Below are 23247 nucleotides of genomic sequence, written 5' to 3' on the forward strand. Positions count from 1 at the left end.
CTGGGTGGAAGGCCGGATCAGTCCCGGTCCACGTCCCCGAAGGCGGAGGGGAACCGCGGGGCGCGGCGGCGCAGGAACTCGCCCACGACCGCGGCGCCCAGGTCCTCCGGGTCCGGGGCGACCACCCGGCCGCCCACGCGGCGGGCCATCGCGGCCAGGAACCGCTCCAGCCCCGGGTCGCCGCCGAGGCGGAAGAACGTGACCTCGGCCCCGAGCCGGCCCACCCGGTCCAGCTCGGCCACGGTGGCCCGCACGGTCTCCGGCTCCGGCGGGTAGGAGAACCAGGACTCCCCGTGGGGCATCAGGCGGGCGGTCGGCTCGCCGTCGGTGACCACGAGCAGGACCGGCTGGCGCGTGGGGTGCTGCCGGAAGAACCGGGTGGCCAGCATCAGCGCGTGGTGCAGGTTGGTGCCCTGCTCGCGCAGGGGCGGCAGCGCGGTGAGGTCCTCGATCCGCACCGCCTGGGCGTAGCGGCCGAAGGTCACCAGGTGCAGGGCGTCCCCGCGGAACCGGGTGGAGACCAGGTGGTGCAGCGCCAGCGCCGTGCGCTTCATCGGCACCCAGCGGCCCTCGGCGGCCATGGAGAACGAGGTGTCCACGAGCAGCGCCACGGCCGCCTGCGTGCGCGCCTCGGTCTCCTGGACCTCCACGTCCTGGACCTCGAGGCGCAGGCCCGACGCCGGGTCCCCGCCCGCCGCGGCCGTGCGGCCGATCGCGTTGGTCACCGTGCGGGTGACGTCCCACGGCTCCACGTCCCCGAACTGCCAGGACCGGCTGGCCCCGGTGAGCTCCCCGGCGGCCCCGGCGTGCCGGGTGTCCCGCTGGCCCTGCCGGCCGGAGAGGCGGCCGGCCGCGTCCCGCAGCAGGGACTTCCCGAGCCGCCGCATGGCGCGGGGGGACAGGCGCAGGTCCCCGTCCGTCCCGCGCCGGAGCAGGCCGGAGTCGCGCAGCGCCCGCTCCAGCTGCGCCAGGGTGCGGGCGGAGGCGGCCGCGTCCTCGCCGAGCTGGCGGCCCAGCGCGTCGACGTCGAGGTCGGACAGGGTGGACCCCGCGTAGTCCTGGGCGAGCTGCTCGGCCAGCTCGTCCAGCTCGGCCAGGTCCTGCAGCACCCCCGTGCCGTCGCCCAGGCCGAGGCCCTGGTCGCCGCCGAAGTCCTCCGAGCCGGTCCAGTCCTCCCCGGGCCGCAGGCCCTGGAGGTTGGCGTCCAGGCGGGCGAGCTGGTCCATCAGCTCCGGCGAGCCGAAGGCCTGCGCGGACAGGGCCATCAGCTCCGCGCGCTGCTCGGGCGTCATCGACCGGAGCATCCGCTGGGCGGCGGCGGAGCGCTTGGCCAGGGCGTCGATCAGCTCGTCGATGTCCTGGGGGTCCTCCGGGAACTGGTCCCCGTGGCGGGCCATGAAGTCCCGGAAGTCCTCGGGGGTGTCCTCGCCGCGGGCGTGCTTGTCCAGCAGGTCGTTGAGGTCCCGCAGCATCTCGGCGATCGCCGCCCGGTCCTCGTCCGTGGCATTCTGCAGGGCGTCCTTCATCCCGGCGAAGCGCTGGTCCAGCATCTCCCGGCCGAGCAGGTCCTTGATCTGCTCGTAGCGCTCGCGGGCGGTGCCGGACTGCCAGTCGTAGTCGGCGAGGTCCGTGACGGCGGCGGCCGTGGACGCCGGCAGGCCCTGCAGCCGCATCTCCCGGAAGGACCGGTCCGTGTCGTCCATCCGGATGTCCCGGGCCAGCTGCTTGCGCTCCTCGAGCACCGCCTCGTCCAGCAGCCGCCGCACCTCCTGGAGCGTGCCGTCCAGCCGGTGCCGGCCCAGCAGGTCGCGCCGGCGCTGCGCCACGCGGCCGGCCAGGTCGTCGAGGCCGGTCATGCTCCGCGAGCCCCGGCGCAGGTACTCGCGCATCGCCCGCTCGGGGGAGTAGCCGGCCATGACATCCTCCGCCACGGCGTCCAGGGCCTCGGACAGGTCGACCGGCGGGGCGAGCGGGTCCGGGCCGCCGGCGTAGCGGCCGTAGCGCGATGACTTCCCGTGGCGCATGGCGCCTCCTTCGGTGCCGACCTTCGGTGCCTCCCCGTGGTGACCGGTGCGGGGCCGGCGCTCAGCCGTAGACGGTCTGCCCGTCCGCGGTCTCCTTGGACAGTTCCCGGGCGAGGTACAGGCCCTCGAGGGCCAGCTCGATCGCCCCCGCCCGCTCACCCGCGCTCGGGACGCCGGCCGCGCCCGCCGCGGCGCCGCCGTCGGGACGGGCCGGGGAGCCGTTCACGCGGGCGGTGATCTCGTCGTACAGCCCGGGGTCCGGCAGCTCGGGCAGGTCGGCGAGGAACTCGGCGGCGGTGACGCGCTCGCCGGTCGTGATGGTCCGGTGCCCGTCGAAGGCGTCCACGAGCGGGCCGAGGTCCAGCCCGCCGAAGTGCTCGCGGACGGCCTGGGCCACGGCGGTGCGCAGCAGGTGCTCGAGGATCTCGGCCTCGCGGCCCTCCTCGCCGGACTCGAACTCGACCTTGCCGCCGAGCACGTCCACCGCCGCGTCGATGTCCACGAGCCGGGCCACCGCCTCGCCGGGCAGCCCCTCGCCGTCCGGGCCGGCGGCCGCCTCCCCGCGCACCGCCGCCCGGTGCCGGGCCGCGGCGGCGATCGTCTCCGCCCCGGCGATCGCGAACCGGGCCGAGACGCCGGAGGCCTGGTTGATCGCGGTCGAGGAGCGCAGGGCGCGGGTGAACCGGGCGAGGATCTCCAGCAGCACGTCCGGCACCTCGGCGGTCAGGTGCGCCTCCTGGCGGATCACCGCCACCTCGTCCGCCAGCTCCAGCGGGTAGTGGGTGCGGATCTCGGCCCCGAAGCGGTCCTTGAGGGGCGTGATGATCCGGCCGCGGTTGGTGTAGTCCTCCGGGTTCGCCGAGGCCACCACGAGCACGTCCAGGGGCAGCCGCAGCACGTAGCCGCGGACCTGGATGTCACGCTCCTCCATGACGTTCAGCAGGGCCACCTGGATGCGCTCGGCGAGGTCGGGCAGCTCGTTGAGCGCCACGATCCCGCGGTTGGCCCGCGGGACGAGGCCGTAGTGGATCGTCTCCGGGTCGCCCAGCCGCCGCCCCTCGGCCACGCGCATGGGGTCCACGTCCCCGATCAGGTCCGCCACGGAGGTGTCCGGGGTGGAGAGCTTCTCCACGTAGCGCTCGGAGCGGTGCCGCCACGCCACCGGCAGCTCGTCCCCGTCGATCGCCGCGCGGGCCACGGACGCCGCCGTGATCGGCGCGTAGGGGTGCTCGTTGAGCTCGGAGCCGGCGATCACGGGGGACCACTCGTCCAGCAGCCCGGCCAGGGTGCGCAGCAGGCGCGTCTTGCCCTGCCCGCGCTCGCCGAGCAGCACCACGTCGTGGCCGGCGATGAGGGCCCGCTCGAGCTGGGGGATGACCGTGGAACCGAAGCCGTGCAGGCCCGGCCACGGATCCTCGCCGGCGGCCAGGGCCGCCAGGAGGTTCTCGCGGATCTCCTCGCGCAGGGACCGCATCCGGTGCCCGGAGGCCCGCAGCTCGGCCAGGGTGCTGATCTCGGGAGGCGTGCTCACGTCCTCCACGCTAGACCCGCGCGGGGACGCCGTCGAGGGGGTGTCCGGGCGGCGTGGCGCGGCCTAGGCTGGCCCCGATGAGCGCGACGAGCGAGGACTCCCCGGCGGGCCCGCGGCCCACCCTCGTGCTGCTGGTGCGGCACGGCCAGACCCCCACCACCGGCCAGGTGCTGCCCGGCCGGGCCCCCGGCCTGCACCTGTCCGAGCACGGCCGCGCCCAGGCCGAGCGGGTGGCCGGACGGCTGGCCGAGCTGCCGGTCACGGCCGTCTACGCCTCGCCGCTGGAGCGCACCGTGCAGACCGCGGGCCCGACGGCGGAGCGCACCGGGGTGCCGGTCGTCACCGAGGAGGGGCTGCTGGAGGGCGACTTCGGGGCGTGGACCGGGGCGAACCTGGCCGAGCTGGCCCGGCTGCCGGAGTGGCGCACCGTGCAGCACGAGCCGGAGTCCTTCCGCTTCCCGGACGGGGAGAGCTTCGTGGAGATCCGGGACCGGATGGCCGCCACCCTGCGACGGCTGCGGGAGGCCCACCCCGGGGGCACGATCGTGTGCTTCTCCCACGCCGACCCCATCCGGGTGGCCGTCTCGGACGCCCTGGGCACCCCGCTCAACCGCTTCCAGCGCCTGAGCGTGGGGCCGTGCTCCGTCTCCGTGATCGCGTACCCGCCCGCCGCGGACGGCGCCGGGGGCGCCGGCGGCGCGGACGGCGCGGAGGAGCCGGACCCCGTGGTGCTGACCGTGAACTCGACGCAGGACTCGCTCGCCGAGCTGCGTCCCGCCTAGGCCGCCGCGATGCCCGCCGTGCCCGCCGACCTGCCGGACCCGACCCCGCCGCCCGGCGACGACCCGGCCGCCGTCCTCGGGCTGCTGCTGCACGGTGACCTGGAGCTGCTGGGACGCATGGTCAACAGCAGCAACGAGACCTTCCTCGTCGAGCTCAGCCGCGGGCCGGAGCGGCACTGGGGGATCTACAAGCCCCGGCTCGGCGAGCGCCCCCTGCGCGACTTCCCGCCGGGGCTGCACCGCCGCGAGCGGGCCGCGTACCTGCTCAGCGAGGTCCTCGGCTGGGGCGTGGTCCCCCCGACGGTGATCCGCGAGGACGCCCCCTTCGGCGAGGGCTCCGTCCAGCTGTTCGTCGAGCACGACCCGGCGCGGCACTACTTCACCCTGGTCGGCGGAGCGCCGGAGGGCGTGCGGTGGGGGGCCGGCGTCGGGGTGCACGTCCCGGTGCCGGAGTCGGGACCGCCCGGCCGGGAGGCCGAGGACCGGCACGACGACGGCGCGGACGGCGCCGACGGCACCGAGGGGGAGGCGCCCGGCGGAGTCGCCGCCGTCCGCGGCATCCCGGCGCAGCTGCGCCGGCTGGCGCTGTTCGACCTCGTGGCCAACAACGCCGACCGCAAGGCCGGGCACGTGCTCGCCGGGACGGACGGGCGGCTGTGGGGGATCGACCACGGGCTGTGCTTCGCCGCCGCGTTCAAGCTGCGGACCGTGATGTGGGACTTCGCCGGGGAGGAGATCGACGCCGGCTGGCTGGCCGGCCTCGCCCCGCTCGCCGACGAGGTCCCCGGGGAGCTGGCGGACCTGCTGCACTGGCGCGAGGCCGACGCCCTGCGGGGCCGGGTCCGGCAGCTGCTGTCCGTGCCGCGGTTCCCGCTGGACACGACCGGGATGCGCTTCCCCTGGCCGCTCGTCTGAGCCCGCTCAGATCCTGACGTCCACCTCGGCGTCCTGGCGCAGCTGCTCCATGCGCTCCATGATCGCCTCGTTCTGCTTCTGGGAGGTGACCTGCTGCTCGAGCTGCGGCCTGGCCTCCTCGAAGGAGGGGGGCTCGGCGGAGGCGCTGGAGGAGCCCTGGCCCTCCTGGCCACCCTCCTGCCCGCCGCCCTGCCCGCCGCCCTGCTGCTGGGAGGCCACGGCCTGGTCGTAGAGGGCCTTCAGCTCCTCCTCGGTGGGCTCCGGGACGTCGAGCTCCTCGATCGAGGCGGTCATGAGCACCTGCTTGCGCGCGTCGGACCGCACCTGTTCCTCGGGGAAGCCCTGCTCCTCGTAGGCGGCGAGGAGCTCCTTCACGGATCCGAGCTGCTGGGCCTTGGCGGTCTCCTGGAGCAGCTTGTCCACGTCCTCGTCGGTGGCCTCGTGGCCGGAGGCCTCGGCGTCCTGCACGAGCAGCTCGCTGCCCACCATGGAGTCCACCGTCTGCTTCCTCAGCTGGTCCTGGTCGATCTCCTGGCCGGACATCTGCGCCTGCAGGGCCATCTGCTGGAACTGGGACTCGTAGACGCCCTTGAAGTCGTCGCCGGAGATCTCCTCGCCGTTGACCGTGGCGACGACGTCCGGGATGCCCTCGAGGTCCGGTTCCGGCATCGCCGGGGCGCTGCCCTGGGCGCCGGAGGCGTCGCCGGACGGGGCGGCATCGCCCTGGGCCCGGGCGTCCGGGGCGGCGCCCTCCTGCGCGGCGCTCGCGCCGGCGTCGGCCGTGCTGGCGGTGGCGGGCTCGGACTCGGCGGCTCCCGAGGCGCCGCAGGCACTGAGTCCGAGGAGCGATCCGACCAGCGCGACGCTGGTGAGCAACTTCCGGGGCATGGGGTGACCGTCCTTTCTGGAGATGGCTCCCGCACGGTAGCAAGCGAGGCTGGGCGGCGCGGTCAGGTCCCGTTCAGGTGCCGCCCAGCCGCGCCGGCCGGAGGACGGGCGCTCCGGCCGGCAGGGGCCTCAGCGCTGGTACGGGTCGGTGATCTCGCGGAGCATCTCCAGCGCCTCGCGCAGCTGCGCCATGCGCCGCTCTCCGAGGTGGGCCCGCCACTCCTCCTCGATGCGCTGCTCCTCGGCGCGGGCCACCGGGAGCAGGGCGACCGCCCGCGGGGCCAGGCGGACCAGTCGGGCTCGCCCGTCGGAGGGGTCTGGGACCCGCTCGACGTAGCCGGCCGCCTCGAGCCGGTCCACGAGCGCGGTGGCGGTCTGCTTGGTGACCTGGGCCTGCTCGGCGAGGTCTCCGAGCCGGTTGCCGTCCGGCGCGATGCGGGCCACGAGGCGCGCCTGCGGCAGGCTCAACTCGTGGCCCGCCGCGCGCAGGGCGGCCATGATGCGGTTCTCCGCCGACCGCCCGGCGATGAACATCAGCAGTGCCGTGGGCAGTTCCCTCATCGGTCCCCCGTGGATTTAGTCAGATGATCGAAGTAAAATGATGGCACGAGCGTAGCAGGCGGACGAGGGTGATGATCATGGACGGCGCGGTGCGGCGGGTGGACCTGTGGTTCGACCCGGTCTGCCCCTACTCCTGGACGGCCTCACGCTGGCTCGCGGAGGTCGCCTCCCGCGTGCCGCTGGACCTGGGGCTCCACGTCATGAGCCTGCTCATCGCGCACGAGGATCCGGAGGGGCCGGGTGGCGGGACCACGGAATCGGAGGAGTACCTCGAGGTCATCCGGCGCTCGGCCGGGCCCTCCCGGGTGGCCGCCGCGGTCGTCGCGGAGTGTGGCGAGGCGGCCCTGCCGGCGTTCTACGAGGCCTTCGGCCGCGCCATCTTCGACCGCCCCCGCTTCCCCCGCCCGGACGAGTACCGCTCCGCCGCGGTGACGGCCCTCGAACGGGCAGGCCTGCCGGCCGCCCTCGTGGCTGCCGGTGACGGCGGGGCATATGACGAGGCGCTCCGTGCCAGTCACGAGGCGGGCGTGCCGGCCGTCGGAGGTCGGACGGCCGGTACCCCGACGACCCATCTGGCGGGCACCGCGTTCTTCGGCCCGGTGCTGAACGCGATCCCGCGGGGTGAGTCGGCCGTCCGGCTCTTCGAGGGGCTCTGGGCGGTCGCGTCCGTCCCGGGGTTCCATGAGTTCAAGCGGGACCGCCTGGCCCCGCCGGTCTTCGACTGAGGCGGCCGGCCGGAGGGGGGCGGGCGCCGGACCGGTGCGGAGGGGTTCCCGGCGTGGAGCGGCGCCGGGGGATTGACGTGACGGGGGTCGCGACCTAACGTACAACCATCCGGTTGTATAAGAAGCGACCGGCGGATGCCAGGAGCACCGGTGGACGGCATGGCCCAGTCCCTCAGCGAGGACGACGTGGACCGGATCTTCCGGGCCCTCGCCGATGCCACGCGCCGGGACATCGTCCGCCGGACCCTCACGGAGGAGATCACCGTCTCCGCCCTCGCCGCCGCCTACGACATGTCGTTCGCGGCCGTCCAGAAACACGTCTCCGTCCTCGAAGCGGCGGGACTCGTGCACAAGAACCCCCACGGCCGCGAACGCCTCGTCCGCGGCGACCCCGACACCCTGCGCAAGGCCCAGGCGCTGCTGGACCAGTACGAGCAGATCTGGCGCGGGCGGATGGACCGCCTCGACGCCCTGCTGGCCGGGGACCCGGCCGGCGGACCGCCGCCCCCTCCGGCACCGGGCGCCCCCTGACGCCCCCCTCCGGGGACCTGCGCACCCACCCGAAAGGCCTCGCCATGCCCGTCACCACCGTCACCAAGGACCCCGACGCCCTCACCATGACCATCGTGGCCGACTTCCCCGTCCCGGTGCGCCGGCTCTGGGACGCCTACGCCGACCCGCGCCAGCTGGAGCGGTTCTGGGGTCCGGTCGAGTGGCCGGCCACGTTCACGCGTCACGACCTGTTCCCCGGCGGGGAGTCCCACTACTACATGACCGGACCGGCCGGGGAGCGGTCCGGCGGGTACTTCGAGTTCCTCTCCGTGGACCCCGGGCGGTCCTTCGAGGTGCTGGACGGCTTCCGGACGCCCGACGGCGCGCGGGACGCCGCGCAGCCGACCATGCGGATGGCCTTCACCTTCGAGGAGACCGCGTCCGGCTCCCGCGTGACCACCACGACGCACTTCGACTCCGCCGAGGAGCTCGAGACGCTGCTGGGGATGGGCATGGAGGAGGGCACCCTGTCCGCCATGGGCCAGATGGACGAGGTCCTGGCGGACCTGCGGTCCTTCGCCTCCGGGCACGGGGTCCAGACCCAGCTCATCGGGGAGGACCGAGCGCGGATAACTCGTGTCGTCCGCGGCAGCAAGGACCGGGTCTGGCGCGCCCACCACGACCCGGAGCTGCTGCGCCGCTGGCAGCTCGGGCCCGACGGCTGGACCATGCCGGTGTGCGAGGTCGGCACGGCCGTGGGGGACACCTACCGGTTCGAGTGGGAACGGGAGGGCGGCGGGGACCGCTTCGGCTTCACCGGCGAGGTCCTGGAACTCGAGCCCCCGCACCGCGCCGTCACCACCGAGACCATGATCGGGCAGGAGGGGGCGCCCGTGGTCAACGAGCTGACCCTCACCGAGGTCGAGGGCGGCACCCTGGTGACCGTGCTGATGACCTTCCCGGAGGGCCTGCGCGAGACGGTCCTGGGCACCGGCATGGCCGACGGCATGGAGGCCAGCTACGCGCGGCTCGAGACGGAGGTCCTCGCCACCGCCTAGGCTCGGGGGGTGGCCGAGATCCAGACCAGCACCCTGCACACCACCGAGATCGGGGACACCGGCGAGCCGGTCGTGTTCCTGCACGGCCTGTTCGGGCGGGGCAAGAACTTCACCCGCATCGCCAAGGACCTCGTCCCGGGGTACCGCAGCCTGCTGGTGGACCTGCCCAACCACGGGGAGTCCGACTGGACCGACACCGTGGACTACCGCCAGATGGCCGACTCCGTGGCCGAGACCCTGCGCGGCGGCTTCGCCGCGCAGGGCCCGGTGGCCGTCGTCGGGCACTCCCTCGGCGGGAAGGTGGCCATGGTGCTGGCCCTGCGCCACCCCGAGCTGGTCTCCCGGCTCGTCGTGGTGGACATCGCCCCCACGCGGGCCGGGGGCGCGGAGGGCGAGTTCGCGCACCTGCTGGACAGCCTGGCCGCCGTGGACCTCTCCACGGTCCGGCGCCGGCAGGACGCCGAGGACGCCCTGCGCGGGCCCATCCCGTGGGACACCACGCGGCTGTTCCTGCTGCAGAACCTGCGCGGCGGGGCGGACGGCTACTCCTGGGAGCCGAACCTCGAGCTGCTGCGGCGCAGCCTGGACGCCATCGGCGGGTTCCCGGACACCGGCGCCGCCGTCTACGAGGGCCCCGTGCTGTGGGTGGCCGGCGGGCGCTCGGACTACGTCCGGGACGAGTACGTGCCGATCATGCGCGAGCTGTTCCCGCGCACCCACCGCGTCACGATCCGGGAGGCCGGGCACTGGGTGCACTCCCAGGCGCCCGAGAAGTTCACCGCCGTGCTGCGCGGCTTCCTCGAGCACGGCTAGGACCGGGTGCCGGGACCGGGCGTCCGCGGACCCCGCCTATCGTGTCCGTGCCCCCGGCTACGGTGGAGGCGTCCCACAGGAAGAGCACCCATCCGCCGAGGTCGTCATGACCACCACCGTCCACACCCCGTCCGCCGGCCCCCGCGTGCCCGCCCCGCCGGCGGAGTTCACCAGCGGCGGGTCCACGTACGACACGCTCGCCGCCGTCGCCACCCGCCTCGCGATCCTGGCCGTCGAGGACACCCTCAACGACCCGAGCGAGGAGCGCACCACGGAGCGCATCACGCTCGTGGAGCACCTCATGTGGTTCGCCAACGCGCACGGCTCCACCCGGCCCGCCGCCGCCGTCCGGCGGGCCATGGCCGGCATGCTCTCCGCCAACGGCCGGCCGGGCACGCCGGTCCTGTCCGTCCTGGAGGAGCTGCAGATCGCCATGGCCCACACCCAGTGAGGCCCGCGCCCGGCGAGGCCCGCACCCGGTGGGTCCGCCTCCGGCGGGTCCGCCTCCGGTGGGACCCGGACGCGGCCCGGGGGACGGAGCCCGCGGAATAGTCCGCCGGCCGGCCGTCGTTACGCCCGGCATGCGAGCCATCACCTTCGCCGCCTACGGCGACCCCTCCGTCCTCGAGCTCACCGACCGGCCCCGGCCGAAGGTCGGCCCCAGCCAGGTGCTGGTGCGGGTCACCCGGACCTCCGTCAACCCGGTCGACTGGAAGATCGTCTCCGGCGGCCTCGACGCCCTGCTGGAGACCCACCTCCCGGCCGTCCCGGGATGGGACCTGGCCGGGGTGGTCGAGGAGGTCGGACCGGACACCCCCGAGTTCGCCCCCGGCGACCGGGTGGCCGCCTACGCGCGCAAGCCCGAGGTCGGCGGCGGCACGTACGCCGAGTACGCCATGGTGCCGGTCGAGTACCTCGCGCCCATCCCGGACGGCGTGGACGACGACGTCGCCGGGGCCCTGCCGCTGACCGGGCTGACCGCGCGGCGGTGCATCGACGCCCTGGCCCCGTCGGCGGGCGAGACCGTGCTGCTGCACGCCGCCTCCGGCGGCGTCGGGTACGTGGCCGCCCAGCTCGCCGCCGCCACGGGGGCGCGCGTGATCGGCACGACCTCGGAGGCGAACGCCGAGCGCCTGCGCGCGGCCGGCGTCGTCCCGGTCGCGTACGGGGAGGGCCTCGCCGAGCGGGTCGGGGACCTGGCGCCCGACGGCGTGGACGCGGTGGCGGACTTCTCCGGCGCCGAGGGGGTGCTCGGGACGACCCTCGCCGTGCTGCGCCCCGGCGGCCGGCACGTGTCCATCGCGGACCCCGCCGTGCTGGAGCACGGCGGGCGCTGGATCTGGGTCCGCCCGGACGGGCCCGGGCTGGCGCACCTGCTGCGGCTCGTGGACCGGGGCGAGCTGGCGGTGCACGTCGACCGGGTCCTGCCGCTGGCCGAGGCCGCCGAGGGCTTCCGGCTCAGCATGTCCGGGGAGGCCAACGGCAAGGTCGTGCTCGACGTCGAGCGCTGACGCCCGGCGGATCGCCGGGCCCGGGCCGGTATCCGGTCGGGGGCCGGGACGTTAGCGTGGGGGCATGAGCGAGCACCCTGCCGACCAGCCCCCCGCCCCCGACGGCCCGGCGGGCCGGGCCCGTCCCGCCTCGCCCCTGGGCCTGTCCCTGCCCGACGGCGCCGGCCGCCGCGTCCTCGTCACGGGGGCCACCGGCTACGTCGGCGGCCGGCTGGTGCCGGAACTGCTGGCCGCCGGCTTCACCGTGCGGGCCACGGCCCGGCACGTGGAGGACCTGTCCTCGCGCGACTGGTACGACGACGTCGAGCGCGCCGAGGCGGACCTGCAGGACCCCGACGAGGTCCGGGCCGCCATGCGGGACGTGCACACCGTCCTGTACCTCGTGCACTCCATGGGCTCGGGGGAGGACTTCGTGGAGCGGGAGCGATCGATCGCCGAGACGGTGGCCGCGGCGGCCGCCGAGGAGGGCGTGGAGCAGGTCGTGTTCCTCGGCGGCCTCCACCCGGACAAGCCCCTCGAGGAGCTCTCCGAGCACATGCGCTCGCGCGAGCAGGTCGCCCGCGTCCTGCTCGCCGGCCCCGTGCCGGCGCTCGTGTTCGAGGCGGGCATCATCATCGGCTCCGGCTCCGTGTCCTTCGAGATGATCCGTCACCTCGCGGAGCGGCTGCCCCTCATGCCGGGACCGAGGTGGCTCGACAACCGGGTCGAGCCCATCGCGATCCGGGACGTCCTGTACTACCTGGCCCACGCGAGCGCGCTGGCCGAGCCGGTCAACCGGGCCTTCGACATCGGCTGCGGCCGGGCCCAGCCGTTCAAGGAGATGCTCAGCGACTACGCCGAGGTGGCAGGGCTCTCCCAGCGCCGGATCATCACCACCCCGCTGCCCGCGCAGCGGCTCTCCGGCTTCTGGATCAGCATGGTCACGCCCATCCCGCGCGGCATCGCCATGCCGCTGGCCGCCTCAATGGCCGAGGACGCGGTGACCGAGGAGCACGACATCACCGCCCTCGTCCCGGACCCGCCGGGCGGGCTGACCTCGTACCGCGAGGCGTGCCGCCGGGCGATCGCCCGGCAGTTCTCCGGGACCCTCGAGTCCACGTGGGACGACGACGTCCTGGCCGCCCGGGACCCGGCGGACCCGCTGCCCTCGGACCCCGAGTGGGCCGGGCACACCGTCTTCACGGACGTCCGCCAGCGCGACGGCGACGCCTCCCCGGAGGCGGTGTGGCGTGCCATCGAGTCGATCGGCGGCACCACCGGCTGGTACTCGACGCCGGCGCTGTGGCGGATCCGCGGCGTCATGGACCAGGCCCTCGGCGGCTACGGCATGGCCCGCGGCCGGCGGGATCCCGGCCGGCTCCGCGTCAACGACCACGTGGACTGGTGGCGCGTGGAGTCGATCGACCCCGGCCGGCTGCTGACCCTGCGCGCGGAGATGCGCACCGGCGGCCGGGCGTGGCTTCAGCTGGGCGTCTCCCCCCGGGAGGGCGGCGGCTCGTGCTACCGCCAGCGGGCGGTGTTCATCCCCCAGGGCATCCTGGGCCGGATGTACTGGCGGGCGATCCTGCCGTTCCACGCGCTCGTGTTCCCCGAGATGGCCCGCAACATCCTGGCCGCCGCCGAGCGGCTCGAGTCCGGCGCCGCGGGCACCGGCGCCTCCCCGGATGCCTCCCCGGCCGGCACGACCGGGGAGGCGTCCCCGGCGGAGGGGGTGGCCCCCGCCGCGGGGGAGGGCGCCGGCCGCTGAGGACGGCCGGGCCGGTCGAGGGGCCGCCGGCCGGGCGGTCGGCCAGGCGGTCGGCTAGGCGGTCGGCTCGGGGCGCGGCGGCGGGGTGCCGGCCCCGGTGAGGCGGCCCGCGGCCGGCCCGGCGGCCGCCAGCCGGTCGAGCTCGGCGGCCGTGGCCTCGTAGGCGAGGTCCGCCCGCTCGACCGTGTGCTCGAGGGACATCAGCGACTTCAGGCCGCGCCGGGCCCGCAGGGGCCCTCCGGTGGGCAGCACGTGCACCGAGACCCCCGGCGGGACGTGCTCCAGGGCGTGCGTGAAGCTGTGCCGGCGGGAGATGTCCACGGAGACCCGCAGGTTGTCCACCATGGACCTCGGCGCGGCCAGCTCCCGGTTCAGCTGGCCGGCCTGGAGCACGTAGATCCGGGTGGCGCCCCGGCGCACCGCCTGGCCCAGCGGCACGGAGGCGACCAGGCCGCCGTCGAGGTAGTGCTCGCCGTCGATCTCCGCCGCGGGCAGCAGCCCGGGCAGGGTGGAGGAGGCGACGACGGCGGGCACGAGCGGGCCGGAGTCGAACGCCTTCTCCGCGGCGCGCTCGATCGAGGTGGCCACCGTCACGAACGGCAGGGCCAGGTCCTCGATGCGGGCGTCGTCCGGGAAGTGCATCGTAATGAGGTCCACGAGCGGACGGTCCGAGAGGGTGTGGGTCCGGCCGCGGACCACGCGGCCGAGCTGGCTGAGCCACGACTGCCCGAAGACCGCGCGGGCCTCGTCCGTCAGCCACATGCCGAGGATCTCCTCGGCCACGTCCCGGTGGGGGTTGCGGGCCACCACGGCCCCGTTGATGGCGCCCACGGAGGTGCCCACGATCAGGTCCGGCGTGATGCCGCGCTCGTACAGGGCCCGCAACTGTCCCACGTGCACGGCGCCGCGGACCCCGCCGCCGGCGAGGACGAACGCCGTCACCGGTGCTGTGCTCTCCACGCGCCCCATCGTAGTCGGGCCCCGGGAGCCCGCGGCAGTGTTGCGGGCGGCCCCGTGCAGGTCAGCCGTGGGCGAGCCGGGTGCGCAGGATCGGAGATGCGGCCGGACCCGGGGCGCGGCAGGGTGGAGGCATCCCATCGCATGATCCCGACACCACCCCGCGTGCGCAGTACGCGAGACCCCGAGGAGGACCACCATGGGCACGAGCCTGGCCACCTACATCACCCTGCCCGGCACCACCGCCGAGGCCTTCGAGCACTGGCGGGACGTGTTCGGCGGCGAGCTGGACATCACCCGCTACGGGGACATGCCGCCGATGGAGGGGATGCCGTTCACCCCGGATCCCCGGTCGGTGGCCCACGTGACGCTGCGCCTGCCCGGCGGCGAGCTCGCCGGCGGTGACGTCATGGACGGGAAGGACTACCCGGTCCGGGACACCGCCTACTCGCTGCTGTACACCCTGGAGTCGCCGGAGGAGGCCGAGGCGGTCGTCCGGCGCCTCGTGGACGCCGGCGGGACGGAGGCGATGCCCTTCGGGAGGGCACCGTGGGGCGGCTGGTACGGGCAGGTCTTCGACCGGTTCGGCGTGATGTGGGCGCTCAGCGTGGACGGGGACTGACCCCCGCCGGCCCCGTCCGTCCCGGTCGCGCCGGGTCGGACGGCGGGCGGCCCCGGCTCAGGCCGGGTCGCCGCCCGTCCGACCCGGCCCGCGGTCCGTCCGGCCCTCCTCGCGAGGGTCCGCCACGGGGCCGGGACCGGGCCCCGCGGCGCTGCCCGCCCCCCTCGGGGCGTCGTGGTGACCGGCCAGGGCGGCGCGGACGTCGCCCTCCTCGTGCGCACCGTCCCGCGAGGACCGCCCCAGCGGCAGGACCTTCAGCAGGGGATGCACGACCAGCATGACGACCAGGCCCCAGGCCAGGCCGAGGACGGCGGAGCAGGCGGTGTTCACGAGCCAGCCCAGGAGTCCGCCGACGCCCGGCACGGCCGCCGCGGGCTCCTCGAGCAGGTGGACCAGGTCGTAGGGGGCGTGCCAGCCCAGGTCGTAGGCGCCCTGGAGCATGATGTGACCGCCGACCCAGAGCATGGCCACAGTGCCGATGATGGTGATGGCACCGAGCACGGCGGGCATGCCCCTGACGAGCAGGGCGCCGAGCCGCTGGCTGCGGGCGGAGTCCTTCGTGGTGAGGTGCAGGCCGATGTCGTCCATCTTGACGATGAGCCCCACCGCGCCGTAGACGAGCACCGTGATGAGCACGGCCACGACCACGAGGATCAGGGCCCGGACCCACAGGGACTGGTCCGCCACCTCGTTCATGGAGATCACCATGATCTCGCAGGACAGGATGAAGTCGGTCGTGATGGCGCCCTTGATGACCTTGTCCTCGGCGCCCGGGCCCCGCTCGACGGCCGGCGCCTCCTCCTCCGGCTCGTGGTGCCCGCGCACCTTGTGCCAGATCTTCTCGGCGCCCTCGTAGCAGAGGTAGGTGCCGCCGAGCATGAGGATGTACGGGATGAGCCAGGGGACGAAGGCGCTGATGAGCAGCAGGGCCGGCAGGATGACCAGCAGCTTGTTGCGCAGCGAGCCCCAGAAGATCCTCTTGATCATCGGCAGCTCGCGGGAGGGGTCCGCGTCGGAGACGTACTGGGGCGTCACGGCGGCGTCGTCGATGACCACGCCGGCCGCCTTGGCGCCGGCCTTGGTGGCGCCGGCGGCGATGTCGTCCACCGAGGCGGCCGCGATCCGGGCCAGGGCGGCGACGTCGTCCAGCAGGGCGACCAGGCCCCCGCTCACCGGGGGCCCCCGTCCGCCGGGACGGTGCGGGCCGGGGTCAGGGGATGGTGGTGCTCTCGCGGCGTCGGCATGGTCCGAGCATACGACGACGCCGGCCCGGCCGCGGGGACCGGGGCGACGGCCTTGCTAGACTGGGCCCACGGCGCCGTCGAGGCCGTCCCCACCACGGAGGACCGGGAACCCACCCGGGGCCCCGCCGCGGATCGCAGGACGGGACCCCGGCGCCGAGCATCCGACTCCATGGACGCGAAACCGGCCGAGGACTTCCCATGGAACCGACCACGGAGGACCCCGCCATGCACCCCGACGCGCGCCCCGAGACCGGCGCCCCCACCGGCTCCGCCCTGCCCGCTGCCCCCGTGGCCCCGGGCGGCCGACCCGCCCCCGACGACGGCCCCGCCGCCGTGTCCCCGGACGTCCCGGTGGCCCCCGGCGGCCGGCCGGCGCTCGTGGGCCGGCGCGTCTTCCCCTCGCCGGTGCACCGCCGCGTGGTCTACGCCGTCGTCTTCGAGGCCCTGGCCATCGGCTTCACGACCGTGATCCTGGCGGCCCTGGGCAACCCGGCGGGGTCCAGCGCCGTCGTCGGGGTGGTCTCCTCGGTGGTGGCCCTGCTGTGGAACATGCTGTTCAACACCCTGTTCGAGTGGTGGGAGCGCCGCTCCGGGCACACCGGACGGCCGCTGTGGATGCGGCTGCTGCACACCGTGCTGTTCGAGGCCGGCCTCGTGGTGGTCCTGGTCCCCGCGGTGGCGCTGATCCTGCAGGTCACCCTGTGGGAGGCCTTCCTGTACGAGGCCGCCCTGATCGTCTTCTTCCTGCTCTACAACGCCGTCTACGCCTGGGTCTTCGACCGCGTGTTCGGCCTGCCCGACTCCGCGCGGTAGCCGGCGGGTCCGGCGCCTCAGGGGGTGGGGCGCGGCGCGGGCACCGGCAGCCCCAGGAAGTCCCGGATGGCGGGCAGCTCGCGGCGCGCCTGGTCCAGCCCCGCCTCGTGCGCGGCCCGGAGCCGGGCCACGTTGCGCTCGCCGTTGGAGACCGGCATGCGCTCCGGGACGAACAGGTACGCCCGGCCCTGCCGCTCCAGCTCGAACAGCCGCTCGCGCGTCTCGTTGTAGCGGCGCCACCGGGTCACGAGGGCCTCGGCGATCGCCGGGTGGCGCCGGAAGTAGCGCTGGTAGAACCCCGGGAAGCGCTGGGGTGCCTTCACGTAGCCGCGATCCCGGGTGAGCACGGCGAGGAAGCGGTCGTGGCCGGCGTCCTCGGCCACGGACAGCGGGATGCCGCCGTCCGGCCCGAGGGCCCCGTCCACGTAGGTGCGGCCGTCCAGGCGCACGGGGGGCATGAGCACCGGCATGGTGGACGAGGCGCGCACGCGCACCATGAGGTCGTGGATCTCCGGGGTGTCCTCCTTGCCCCACCACACCGCCTCGCCCGACTCGGCGTCGAAGGCCCCGATGCGGACGGTGGCCGGGTTGGCGCGGTAGGCGTCCCAGTCGTAGGGCAGGGCCTGGTCCGGCAGTCCCGTCTCCTCGTAGATGTACCTGGCGTTGAACAGGCCGTCCCCGCGCAGGAAGGTCCGCCAGTCGCCGAACCGCGGGTCCGCGGCGAAGTCCACGAAGGAGTGCCGGGCGCGCCAGGCGTCCCGGGCCAGGTAGTTGGCCGTGTTGGAGGAGCCGGCCGAGATGCCGGCCACGAAGTCCACGTGGATCCCGGCCTCCAGGAGGGCCACGACCATCGCCGAGGTGTACGAGGCCCGCATGCCCCCGCCCTCGAAGAGCAGGGCCGTCGAGGTCACGTTGCTGCGCAGGTCCACCCGGACAGCCTAGGCCCTCGCCGCCCCGCGTGCCGGGGCGATGGGATAGTTTGGAGCGCATGGCAACCACCGCATTCAAGTCCCATCCCGTCAGCACCGTGGGCGAGCTCCCCGCCGTCGGCTCCGCCGCCCCGGCCTTCGAGCTCACCGGCGCCGACCTGTCCCCGGTCACCCTGGACGCGCTCGCGGGCCGTACCGTGATCCTCAACGTCTTCCCCTCCCTGGACACCGGCGTCTGCGCCGCGTCCGTGCGCCGCTTCAACGAGCTGGCCGCCGGCCTGGAGGACACCACCGTGGTCGCCGTGTCCGCCGACCTGCCGTTCGCCGCCGGCCGGTTCTGCGCCGCCGAGGGGATCGACAACGTCGTCACCGGCTCCGTCTTCCGCTCGTCCTTCGGCCACGACTACGGGGTGACCCAGGCGGACGGCCCCATGGCCGGGCTGCTGGCGCGCGCCGTCGTCGTGATCGATCCCCGCGGCACCGTCGTCCACACCGAGGTGGTCCCGGAGATCACCACCGAGCCGGACTACGACGCCGCGCTCGCCGCGGCCCGCGCCTGACCGGCGGCACGGTGAACGGGTCCCGAGATCCCCGGGACCCCGGGCGCGAGGCGGCCGGGGTCCCGCCCTACCCGGTCCGGCCGCCCGCCGTCGGTCCCGACGGCGGCGCGCCCGGCCCCGGGCCGGCGGACTCCGGACCCCCCGGGGCGCCCGACCCGCACGCCCCATGGCCCCACGGCTCCCGCCCGCGGGGCCCCTGGCCCCCGGCTCCCGGTCCCCACGGTCCGGGTCCCCAGGGCCCGGGCCACCGGGGTTCCTGGCCCGCCGAGCCCTGGCCCCCCGCCCCGTGGGCGGGCGGCCCGGGCCGCATCCCGGACGGCTGGCCGCCCCGCCGGCGGCACCGTGGGGCGGTGCAGCGGATGATCGCGGTGGTGGGCGTCCTGGCCGGCGTGGTGCTCGCCACCGGCGTCGGGATGCTCACGTTCCAGGAGATCCGGGACATCGTCGCGGCCCAGGAGGAGGCGCCACCGCTGCCGTCCACGGACGGCGTCCCGCTGGACGAGTCGCTGCGGCGCGCCCACGGGGGCATCCGCGTGGACTGGGCCGCCGGGCCCGCCCCCGACGAGTCCGGCCTGGACCGCGGCCGCGAGGTGACGGACGCGCCCGGCGTGCTGATGGTCGAGACGCTGCTCATGGACGGCCGCGGCACGGGCACCGGGATCGTGCTCTCGGCGGACGGGCTGGCGATCACCAACTACCACGTGGTGGAGGACTCCTCCGAGGTCACGGTGACCATCGCGGACACGGGGGAGTCCCACACCGCCACCGTCCTCGGCCGCGACGCCCGGCACGACGTGGCCGTGCTGCGGATCGACGACGCCCGGGACCTGGAGACCGTCTCGATCGACACGTCCGTGCCCGCCCTGGGCGAGCCGTCCGCGGCGGTCGGCAACGGCCGGGGCCAGGGCTACCTCACGGCGGTGACCGGCGAGGTCACCGCCCTGGGAGAGTCCATCGTCGCCTCCTCCGGCGTCCCGGACGACTACGCGCGGCTGACCGGGCTCATCGAGACGAGCGCCGACGTGGTGCCCGGCTACTCCGGCGGCCCCCTCGTGGACGAGGACGGCCAGGTGGTGGGCATCACCACCGCGGCCTCCCAGGGCGAGGACACCGAGTCGGTGGACGGCTACGCGATCCCGGTGGCCACCGCCCTGGACGTCGTCGCCCAGGTGCTCTCCGGGGAGGAGACGGACACCGTGAGCATCGGGGTGGACGGGGCGCTGGGGGTCGTCGTCGCCACCGAGGAGGGCGCCGCCGTCGTGAAGGAGGTGTCCCCGGACTCCTCCGCCGAGCGCCTCGGCCTGCGCGCCGGGGACACCGTGCGCGCGATCGACGGCCGGGCGGTCTCCTCGGCCGCCGAGCTCTCCGACCTCGTCAACGACCGCAACGTGGGGGACGTGGTCTCCGTGGACTGGACCACCGAGGACGGCCGGGAGCGCTCCGGCGAGGTCGCGCTCCAGGAGGCCGTGGTCAACTGAGGCCGTGGTCACCTGGGGCCGTGGTCACCTGGGGCCGTGGTCACCTGGGGCCGTGGTCACCTGGGGCCGGGGCGGTCGGCGCGGCCCGCCCCGGGCCTCCGGCCGAGAGCTCGTCGTCCACGACGACGCGGCCGGACACCCGCAGTCCGGCGGCGGTCATCACCACGGCCGAGCACGCCAGCAGCACGAGGACGGGCGTCCAGTCGTCCAGCGCCGCGTACAGCAGCCCGACGGCCAGCGGGCCGAGGGCGGCCAGGACGTAGCCGAACGGCTGGACGAACCCGGACAGCCGCGCCGTGACGTGCGGGTCCCGGCTGCGGGCCGGGATGAGCGAGATGGCGGTGGGGAAGGCGAAGCCGCCCACGCCGAGCAGGACCGACCACAGCCACGCCCCGCCCACGGGGGCCAGCAGCAGGCCCGTGTAGCCGGCCGCGGTGAGCACGCCGAAGGCCACCATCCAGGGCGCCAGCGTCCGCGAGCGGTCGATCACCGTGGGCATCACGAGCCCGCCGAGCACGCCCATGGCCGCGATCACCGCCGTCAGCGTGCCGGCCAGGGCGGCGTCGAGCCCGGCATCCCGGTAGACCTGGGGCATCCAGCCGAACTGCACGTAGGCGTTCATGGCCTGCACCCCGAACAGCACCATCAGGGCCACGGCGGAGGGCGAGGACACCAGGCTGCGGTCCGGGTGCTCGCGCGCCGGCGCCGCGGGGAAGTCGTGGCCGGTGCGGGCGGCGATGACCAGCCACAGCACGAGGGGGACGACGGCCAGCACGCCCCAGGCCCCGAGGGAGTGGCGCCAGCCCTCGCCCGGCAGGCCGAGCACGTGCGCGGCCCCGGCCAGCGGAGCCGCCAGGCCGGCGCCGGCCGAGCCGCCCACGGTGAGGAACATGCCGTACAGCGTCATCAGGGCCACCGTGTGCCGGCCGCCGTGGCGCTTGACCCAGGCCGGGACCAGCACGTTGCCCACGGCCATCCCGGCCAGGGCCACCGCGGTCAGCGGCACGAACACCCAGACCGATCCGGACACCGGGCGCAGCAGCAGTCCGGCGACCACGAGCGCGAGGCCCAGCGCGATGCTCAGCGACAGGCCGGCGAACCGGCCCACCCGGACGGCGACCAGTCCCACGACGCCGAACAGCAGTCCCGGCAGCGCGGTGAGCACCCCGGCCGTGCCGCCGCCGATCCCGAGCGCGGCGGAGACCTCGGCCAGCACGGGCCCCAGGGACGTCGCCCCGGGCCGCAGGTTGCCCGCGACGAACAGCACCCCGAGGACCGCCAGGGCCACGCCCACCGTGCCGGGCCGGACCCGGGGGACCCGGGCGCCGGGGGCGGTGGGGACGGGCGCCGGCGGCGCGGCGGCCTCCGGGCCGGGGGTCGACGGGACCGGGGCCTCCGCGGCCGCCGAGGGGCCCGGGGCGCGCGCGCCGTCGTCGGGATCACGGGTCATGACCCAGTTCTACACCGTCGCGTGGACCACCCGCCCGGCCCTCACCGGCAGCCCGGCCTGCTGGCCCCGGCCCGCCGACCCTGGCCCGCCGCCGCCGCGGAAGGGACACGGGGAGCGGGGACCGCTCAGGCCGAGGCGAAGAGGAGCAGGGACACGGCCATGACGGCCATGCCCGCCACGAGGCCGTACATGGCCAGGTGGTGCCGACCGTACTCGCGGGCGGTGGGCAACAGCTCGTCGAGGGAGATGAACACCATGATCCCGGCCACGGCGGCGAAGGTGACTCCCAGCGTGAAGTCGTTCATGAACGGCATCAGCAGGGCGAAGCCGATGAGCGCCCCGGCCGGCTCCGACAGCCCCGAGACGAACGACCAGCGCACCGCCTTGCGCCGGGAGCCGGTCGCCTCCCGGATCGGCACGGCCACCGCGACGCCCTCGGGGATGTTGTGCAGGGCGATCGCCAGCGCGACCGGAAGGGCCACCTGCAGGTCGGTGAGCCCGGCCACGAAGGTCGCGAAGCCCTCGGGGAAGTTGTGGATGCCGATGGCCAGGGCCGTCACGGTCCCGGTCTTGAGCATCTTGCGCCGACGCATCTCCATCCCGGCGTCCGGGTGCAGCACGGCGCCGGGCTCGTGGGGGTTGATGGGCTCGGGGACGAGGCGGTCGATCAGGCCGATCACCAGAATCCCCGCGAAGAACGCCGCCCCCGCCGCCCAGGCCCCCGGGACCTCACCGGCGGCGCCCGTGAGCGCCGCGAGGGCCTTCGGCATGATCTCCATGAAGGAGACGTAGAGCATGACGCCGGCCGAGAACCCGAGGGAGACGGAGAGGAACGGCCCGCTCGCGCGGCGCGGGACCACGGAGGCCAGCCCGCCGATCCCCGTGCACAGGCCGGCGAGCGCCGTCAGTCCCAGCGCCAGCCAGAAGTTCTCCACGGCAGCCGCCCTTCGTGTCGTGGTCGTCGAGCCAGGTCCGGCTCCCGGAGCCGGTCGTTCCCCCGAGTGTAGGGACGCCGGGACGGGCGTCAGTACGCTGGTGCCATGATGACGCCGTCCGGGCCCCGTGGCGGGCCTGCGGGCGGGTCCCCGGACGGGAACCCCGGCGGCGGCTGGAGACGGGTCCTGGAGCTGGCCGGCTCGCGGGGGGCGAGCGTGCAGGTGGCCGTGCTGCACGGCGGGATCCCCGTGCTGGACGGGACGGTCCGGTGCCGGCCGGACGCCCTGGGCTGGCTGTTCTCCGCGTCCAAGCCCTTCACCGCACTGCTCGTCCACCGCCTCGCCCGCCGGGGGGTCCTGGGCCTCGACGACCGGGTGGCCGACCTCTGGCCGGCCTTCGGCACCGGCGGCGGTGGCTCCAAGGCGCGCACCACGGTCCGCGACGTGCTGACCCACCGCACCGCGGTCCCCACGGCCGGGCCCTATCCCGCGGCGGTGCTGGCGATGCACCGGCTCGAGGAGTCCGTCGAGCGGGTGGCCGCGGGGCGGCGCCGGGCGCGCCGGTACGGGCGCGCCTCGGCCTACCAGCCGCTGGACTTCGGCTTCATCCTGGCGGAGGTCGCGCGGCGGGCCACGGGCCGGCAGTGGACCGAGCTGCTGCGCGAACTCGTGCTGGCCCCGGCGGGGCTGGCGGACGTCCACCCGGGGGTGCCGGACGCCGAGCTGCGCCGCGCGCTGCCGATCGACGCCTCGGCGGCCGCGCTGCCGGGCGGGCCCATCGTGGCCGCCGTGCTCAACCGCCGCGCCGTGCGCCAGGCGGTGATCCCGGCGGCCGGGATCTCGACGACGGCCCGCCAGCTCGCCCTGTTCTACCACCACCTGCTCACCGCCCCCGAGCGCCCGGCGCTGTGCGCCCCCAGCTCGGACGGCGCCCGGGACGCGTGGACGCGGCTGCCCACCCGGTGGGGGACCGGGGTGCAGCTCGGGGGCACGGGGCGCTGGTGCCCCCTGGGGGAGTCGAGCACCGTCCGCTCCTTCGGCCACAACGGCTCGGACGTGTGCCTCGGCTGGGCGGACCCGGACCTGGACCTGGCCGTGGGGATCGTGACGGACCGCGCGAGCGGGCACCCGGCGGACAAGCGGCTGCTCGTGCGGGTCTCGGACGCCATCCGGACGTGTGCCGTGGACCACGTTCCCCGTTGCTAGGCTGGC

At 75.3% G+C, this 23247-nt stretch carries 23 protein-coding genes; 14 read left to right on the top strand and 9 right to left on the bottom strand.

Annotated elements, in window-relative coordinates; translation table 11 throughout:
• Window positions 1-17: 17 nt before the first annotated feature.
• Both E7744_RS05170 and E7744_RS05175 read right to left on the bottom strand, forming a co-directional pair.
• Entirely contained in the window at window positions 18-2024 is a 2007-nt protein-coding gene (locus E7744_RS05170; RefSeq protein WP_137773199.1) for a VWA domain-containing protein, read from the bottom strand.
• Window positions 2025-2085: 61 nt separating this feature from the next.
• Window positions 2086-3555 carry a sigma 54-interacting transcriptional regulator gene (locus tag E7744_RS05175; protein ID WP_137773200.1) on the bottom strand — a complete coding sequence of 490 codons (1470 nt, stop codon included), beginning with the start codon at window positions 3553-3555 and terminating at the stop codon, window positions 2086-2088.
• Between the two features lie 77 nt (window positions 3556-3632).
• Between E7744_RS05175 and E7744_RS05180 the strand changes: the two genes are divergently transcribed.
• Window positions 3633-4337, top strand: a complete 705-nt coding sequence (locus E7744_RS05180; protein ID WP_137773201.1) for a histidine phosphatase family protein — start codon at window positions 3633-3635, stop codon at window positions 4335-4337.
• A gap of 9 nt (window positions 4338-4346) precedes the next feature.
• Window positions 4347-5252 (top strand): phosphatidylinositol kinase, encoded by a 906-nt coding sequence (locus E7744_RS15935; RefSeq protein WP_210417162.1) that lies wholly within the window; start codon window positions 4347-4349, stop codon window positions 5250-5252.
• A gap of 6 nt (window positions 5253-5258) precedes the next feature.
• On the opposite strand, the gene E7744_RS05195 is transcribed toward E7744_RS15935, so the two are convergent.
• Together E7744_RS05195 and E7744_RS05200 are read right to left on the bottom strand one after the other, a co-directional pair.
• Window positions 5259-6140, bottom strand: coding sequence for a SurA N-terminal domain-containing protein (locus tag E7744_RS05195; RefSeq protein ID WP_137773202.1), 882 nt, complete (start codon window positions 6138-6140; stop codon window positions 5259-5261).
• A 129-nt stretch (window positions 6141-6269) separates the two neighbouring features.
• Entirely contained in the window at window positions 6270-6701 is a 432-nt protein-coding gene (locus E7744_RS05200; protein WP_246858557.1) for a MarR family winged helix-turn-helix transcriptional regulator, read from the bottom strand.
• A 71-nt stretch (window positions 6702-6772) separates the two neighbouring features.
• On the opposite strand from E7744_RS05200, the gene E7744_RS05205 reads away from it, so the two are divergent.
• From E7744_RS05205 to E7744_RS05235, 7 genes are all read left to right on the top strand, one after another.
• Window positions 6773-7426 (top strand): DsbA family protein, encoded by a 654-nt coding sequence (locus E7744_RS05205; protein ID WP_246858619.1) that lies wholly within the window; start codon window positions 6773-6775, stop codon window positions 7424-7426.
• 135 nt (window positions 7427-7561) lie between these two features.
• The gene (locus tag E7744_RS05210; RefSeq protein ID WP_246858558.1) at window positions 7562-7957 is read left to right on the top strand and encodes a helix-turn-helix transcriptional regulator; all 396 of its coding nucleotides are present in this window, start codon (window positions 7562-7564) and stop codon (window positions 7955-7957) included.
• A gap of 44 nt (window positions 7958-8001) precedes the next feature.
• Entirely contained in the window at window positions 8002-8976 is a 975-nt protein-coding gene (locus E7744_RS05215) for an SRPBCC family protein (RefSeq protein WP_137773204.1), read from the top strand.
• Between the two features lie 9 nt (window positions 8977-8985).
• Complete coding sequence (locus E7744_RS05220) at window positions 8986-9789, top strand: alpha/beta fold hydrolase (protein ID WP_137773205.1); 804 nt, start codon at window positions 8986-8988, stop codon at window positions 9787-9789.
• Between the two features lie 106 nt (window positions 9790-9895).
• The gene (locus E7744_RS05225) at window positions 9896-10240 is read left to right on the top strand and encodes a hypothetical protein (protein ID WP_137773206.1); all 345 of its coding nucleotides are present in this window, start codon (window positions 9896-9898) and stop codon (window positions 10238-10240) included.
• Window positions 10241-10370: 130 nt separating this feature from the next.
• On the top strand, window positions 10371-11300 hold the full coding sequence (locus tag E7744_RS05230; RefSeq protein ID WP_168199767.1) for an NADP-dependent oxidoreductase: 930 nt from the start codon (window positions 10371-10373) through the stop codon (window positions 11298-11300).
• Between the two features lie 64 nt (window positions 11301-11364).
• The gene (locus E7744_RS05235; RefSeq protein WP_137773207.1) at window positions 11365-13047 is read left to right on the top strand and encodes an SDR family oxidoreductase; all 1683 of its coding nucleotides are present in this window, start codon (window positions 11365-11367) and stop codon (window positions 13045-13047) included.
• Between the two features lie 54 nt (window positions 13048-13101).
• On the opposite strand, the gene E7744_RS05240 is transcribed toward E7744_RS05235, so the two are convergent.
• Window positions 13102-14007 carry a patatin-like phospholipase family protein gene (locus E7744_RS05240; protein ID WP_246858559.1) on the bottom strand — a complete coding sequence of 302 codons (906 nt, stop codon included), beginning with the start codon at window positions 14005-14007 and terminating at the stop codon, window positions 13102-13104.
• Window positions 14008-14203: 196 nt separating this feature from the next.
• Here E7744_RS05240 and E7744_RS05245 point away from each other — a divergent pair, with 196 nt between their 5' ends.
• Complete coding sequence (locus tag E7744_RS05245) at window positions 14204-14626, top strand: VOC family protein (protein WP_137773208.1); 423 nt, start codon at window positions 14204-14206, stop codon at window positions 14624-14626.
• A 57-nt stretch (window positions 14627-14683) separates the two neighbouring features.
• Here E7744_RS05245 and E7744_RS05250 read toward each other — a convergent pair whose 3' ends face one another.
• Entirely contained in the window at window positions 14684-15799 is a 1116-nt protein-coding gene (locus E7744_RS05250) for a DUF808 domain-containing protein (RefSeq protein ID WP_137773209.1), read from the bottom strand.
• Between the two features lie 269 nt (window positions 15800-16068).
• Here E7744_RS05250 and E7744_RS05255 point away from each other — a divergent pair, with 269 nt between their 5' ends.
• Complete coding sequence (locus tag E7744_RS05255) at window positions 16069-16683, top strand: PACE efflux transporter (RefSeq protein ID WP_246858560.1); 615 nt, start codon at window positions 16069-16071, stop codon at window positions 16681-16683.
• 17 nt (window positions 16684-16700) lie between these two features.
• On the opposite strand, the gene E7744_RS05260 is transcribed toward E7744_RS05255, so the two are convergent.
• Window positions 16701-17612 (bottom strand): patatin family protein, encoded by a 912-nt coding sequence (locus tag E7744_RS05260; RefSeq protein WP_210417164.1) that lies wholly within the window; start codon window positions 17610-17612, stop codon window positions 16701-16703.
• A gap of 59 nt (window positions 17613-17671) precedes the next feature.
• On the opposite strand from E7744_RS05260, the gene tpx reads away from it, so the two are divergent.
• Both tpx and E7744_RS05270 read left to right on the top strand, forming a co-directional pair.
• Entirely contained in the window at window positions 17672-18172 is a 501-nt protein-coding gene (gene tpx / locus E7744_RS05265) for a thiol peroxidase (RefSeq protein ID WP_137773210.1), read from the top strand.
• Between the two features lie 359 nt (window positions 18173-18531).
• Window positions 18532-19650: a S1C family serine protease gene (locus tag E7744_RS05270; RefSeq protein ID WP_137774868.1), complete on the top strand. Its 1119-nt coding sequence runs from the start codon at window positions 18532-18534 to the stop codon at window positions 19648-19650.
• 40 nt (window positions 19651-19690) lie between these two features.
• On the opposite strand, the gene E7744_RS05275 is transcribed toward E7744_RS05270, so the two are convergent.
• Together E7744_RS05275 and zupT are read right to left on the bottom strand one after the other, a co-directional pair.
• Window positions 19691-21100 (bottom strand): MFS transporter, encoded by a 1410-nt coding sequence (locus E7744_RS05275; RefSeq protein ID WP_246858561.1) that lies wholly within the window; start codon window positions 21098-21100, stop codon window positions 19691-19693.
• Window positions 21101-21225: 125 nt separating this feature from the next.
• Entirely contained in the window at window positions 21226-22035 is an 810-nt protein-coding gene (gene zupT, locus E7744_RS05280; protein WP_137773211.1) for a zinc transporter ZupT, read from the bottom strand.
• A 105-nt stretch (window positions 22036-22140) separates the two neighbouring features.
• Between zupT and E7744_RS05285 the strand changes: the two genes are divergently transcribed.
• A complete protein-coding gene (locus E7744_RS05285) occupies window positions 22141-23241 on the top strand; it encodes a serine hydrolase domain-containing protein (protein ID WP_137773212.1) in 1101 nt (366 codons plus the stop codon).
• The last annotated feature ends 6 nt before the right edge of the window (window positions 23242-23247 follow it).

Origin of the sequence: Citricoccus sp. SGAir0253 (genome assembly GCF_005877055.1) — a bacterium.
In the GTDB taxonomy this organism is placed as follows: domain Bacteria; phylum Actinomycetota; class Actinomycetes; order Actinomycetales; family Micrococcaceae; genus Citricoccus.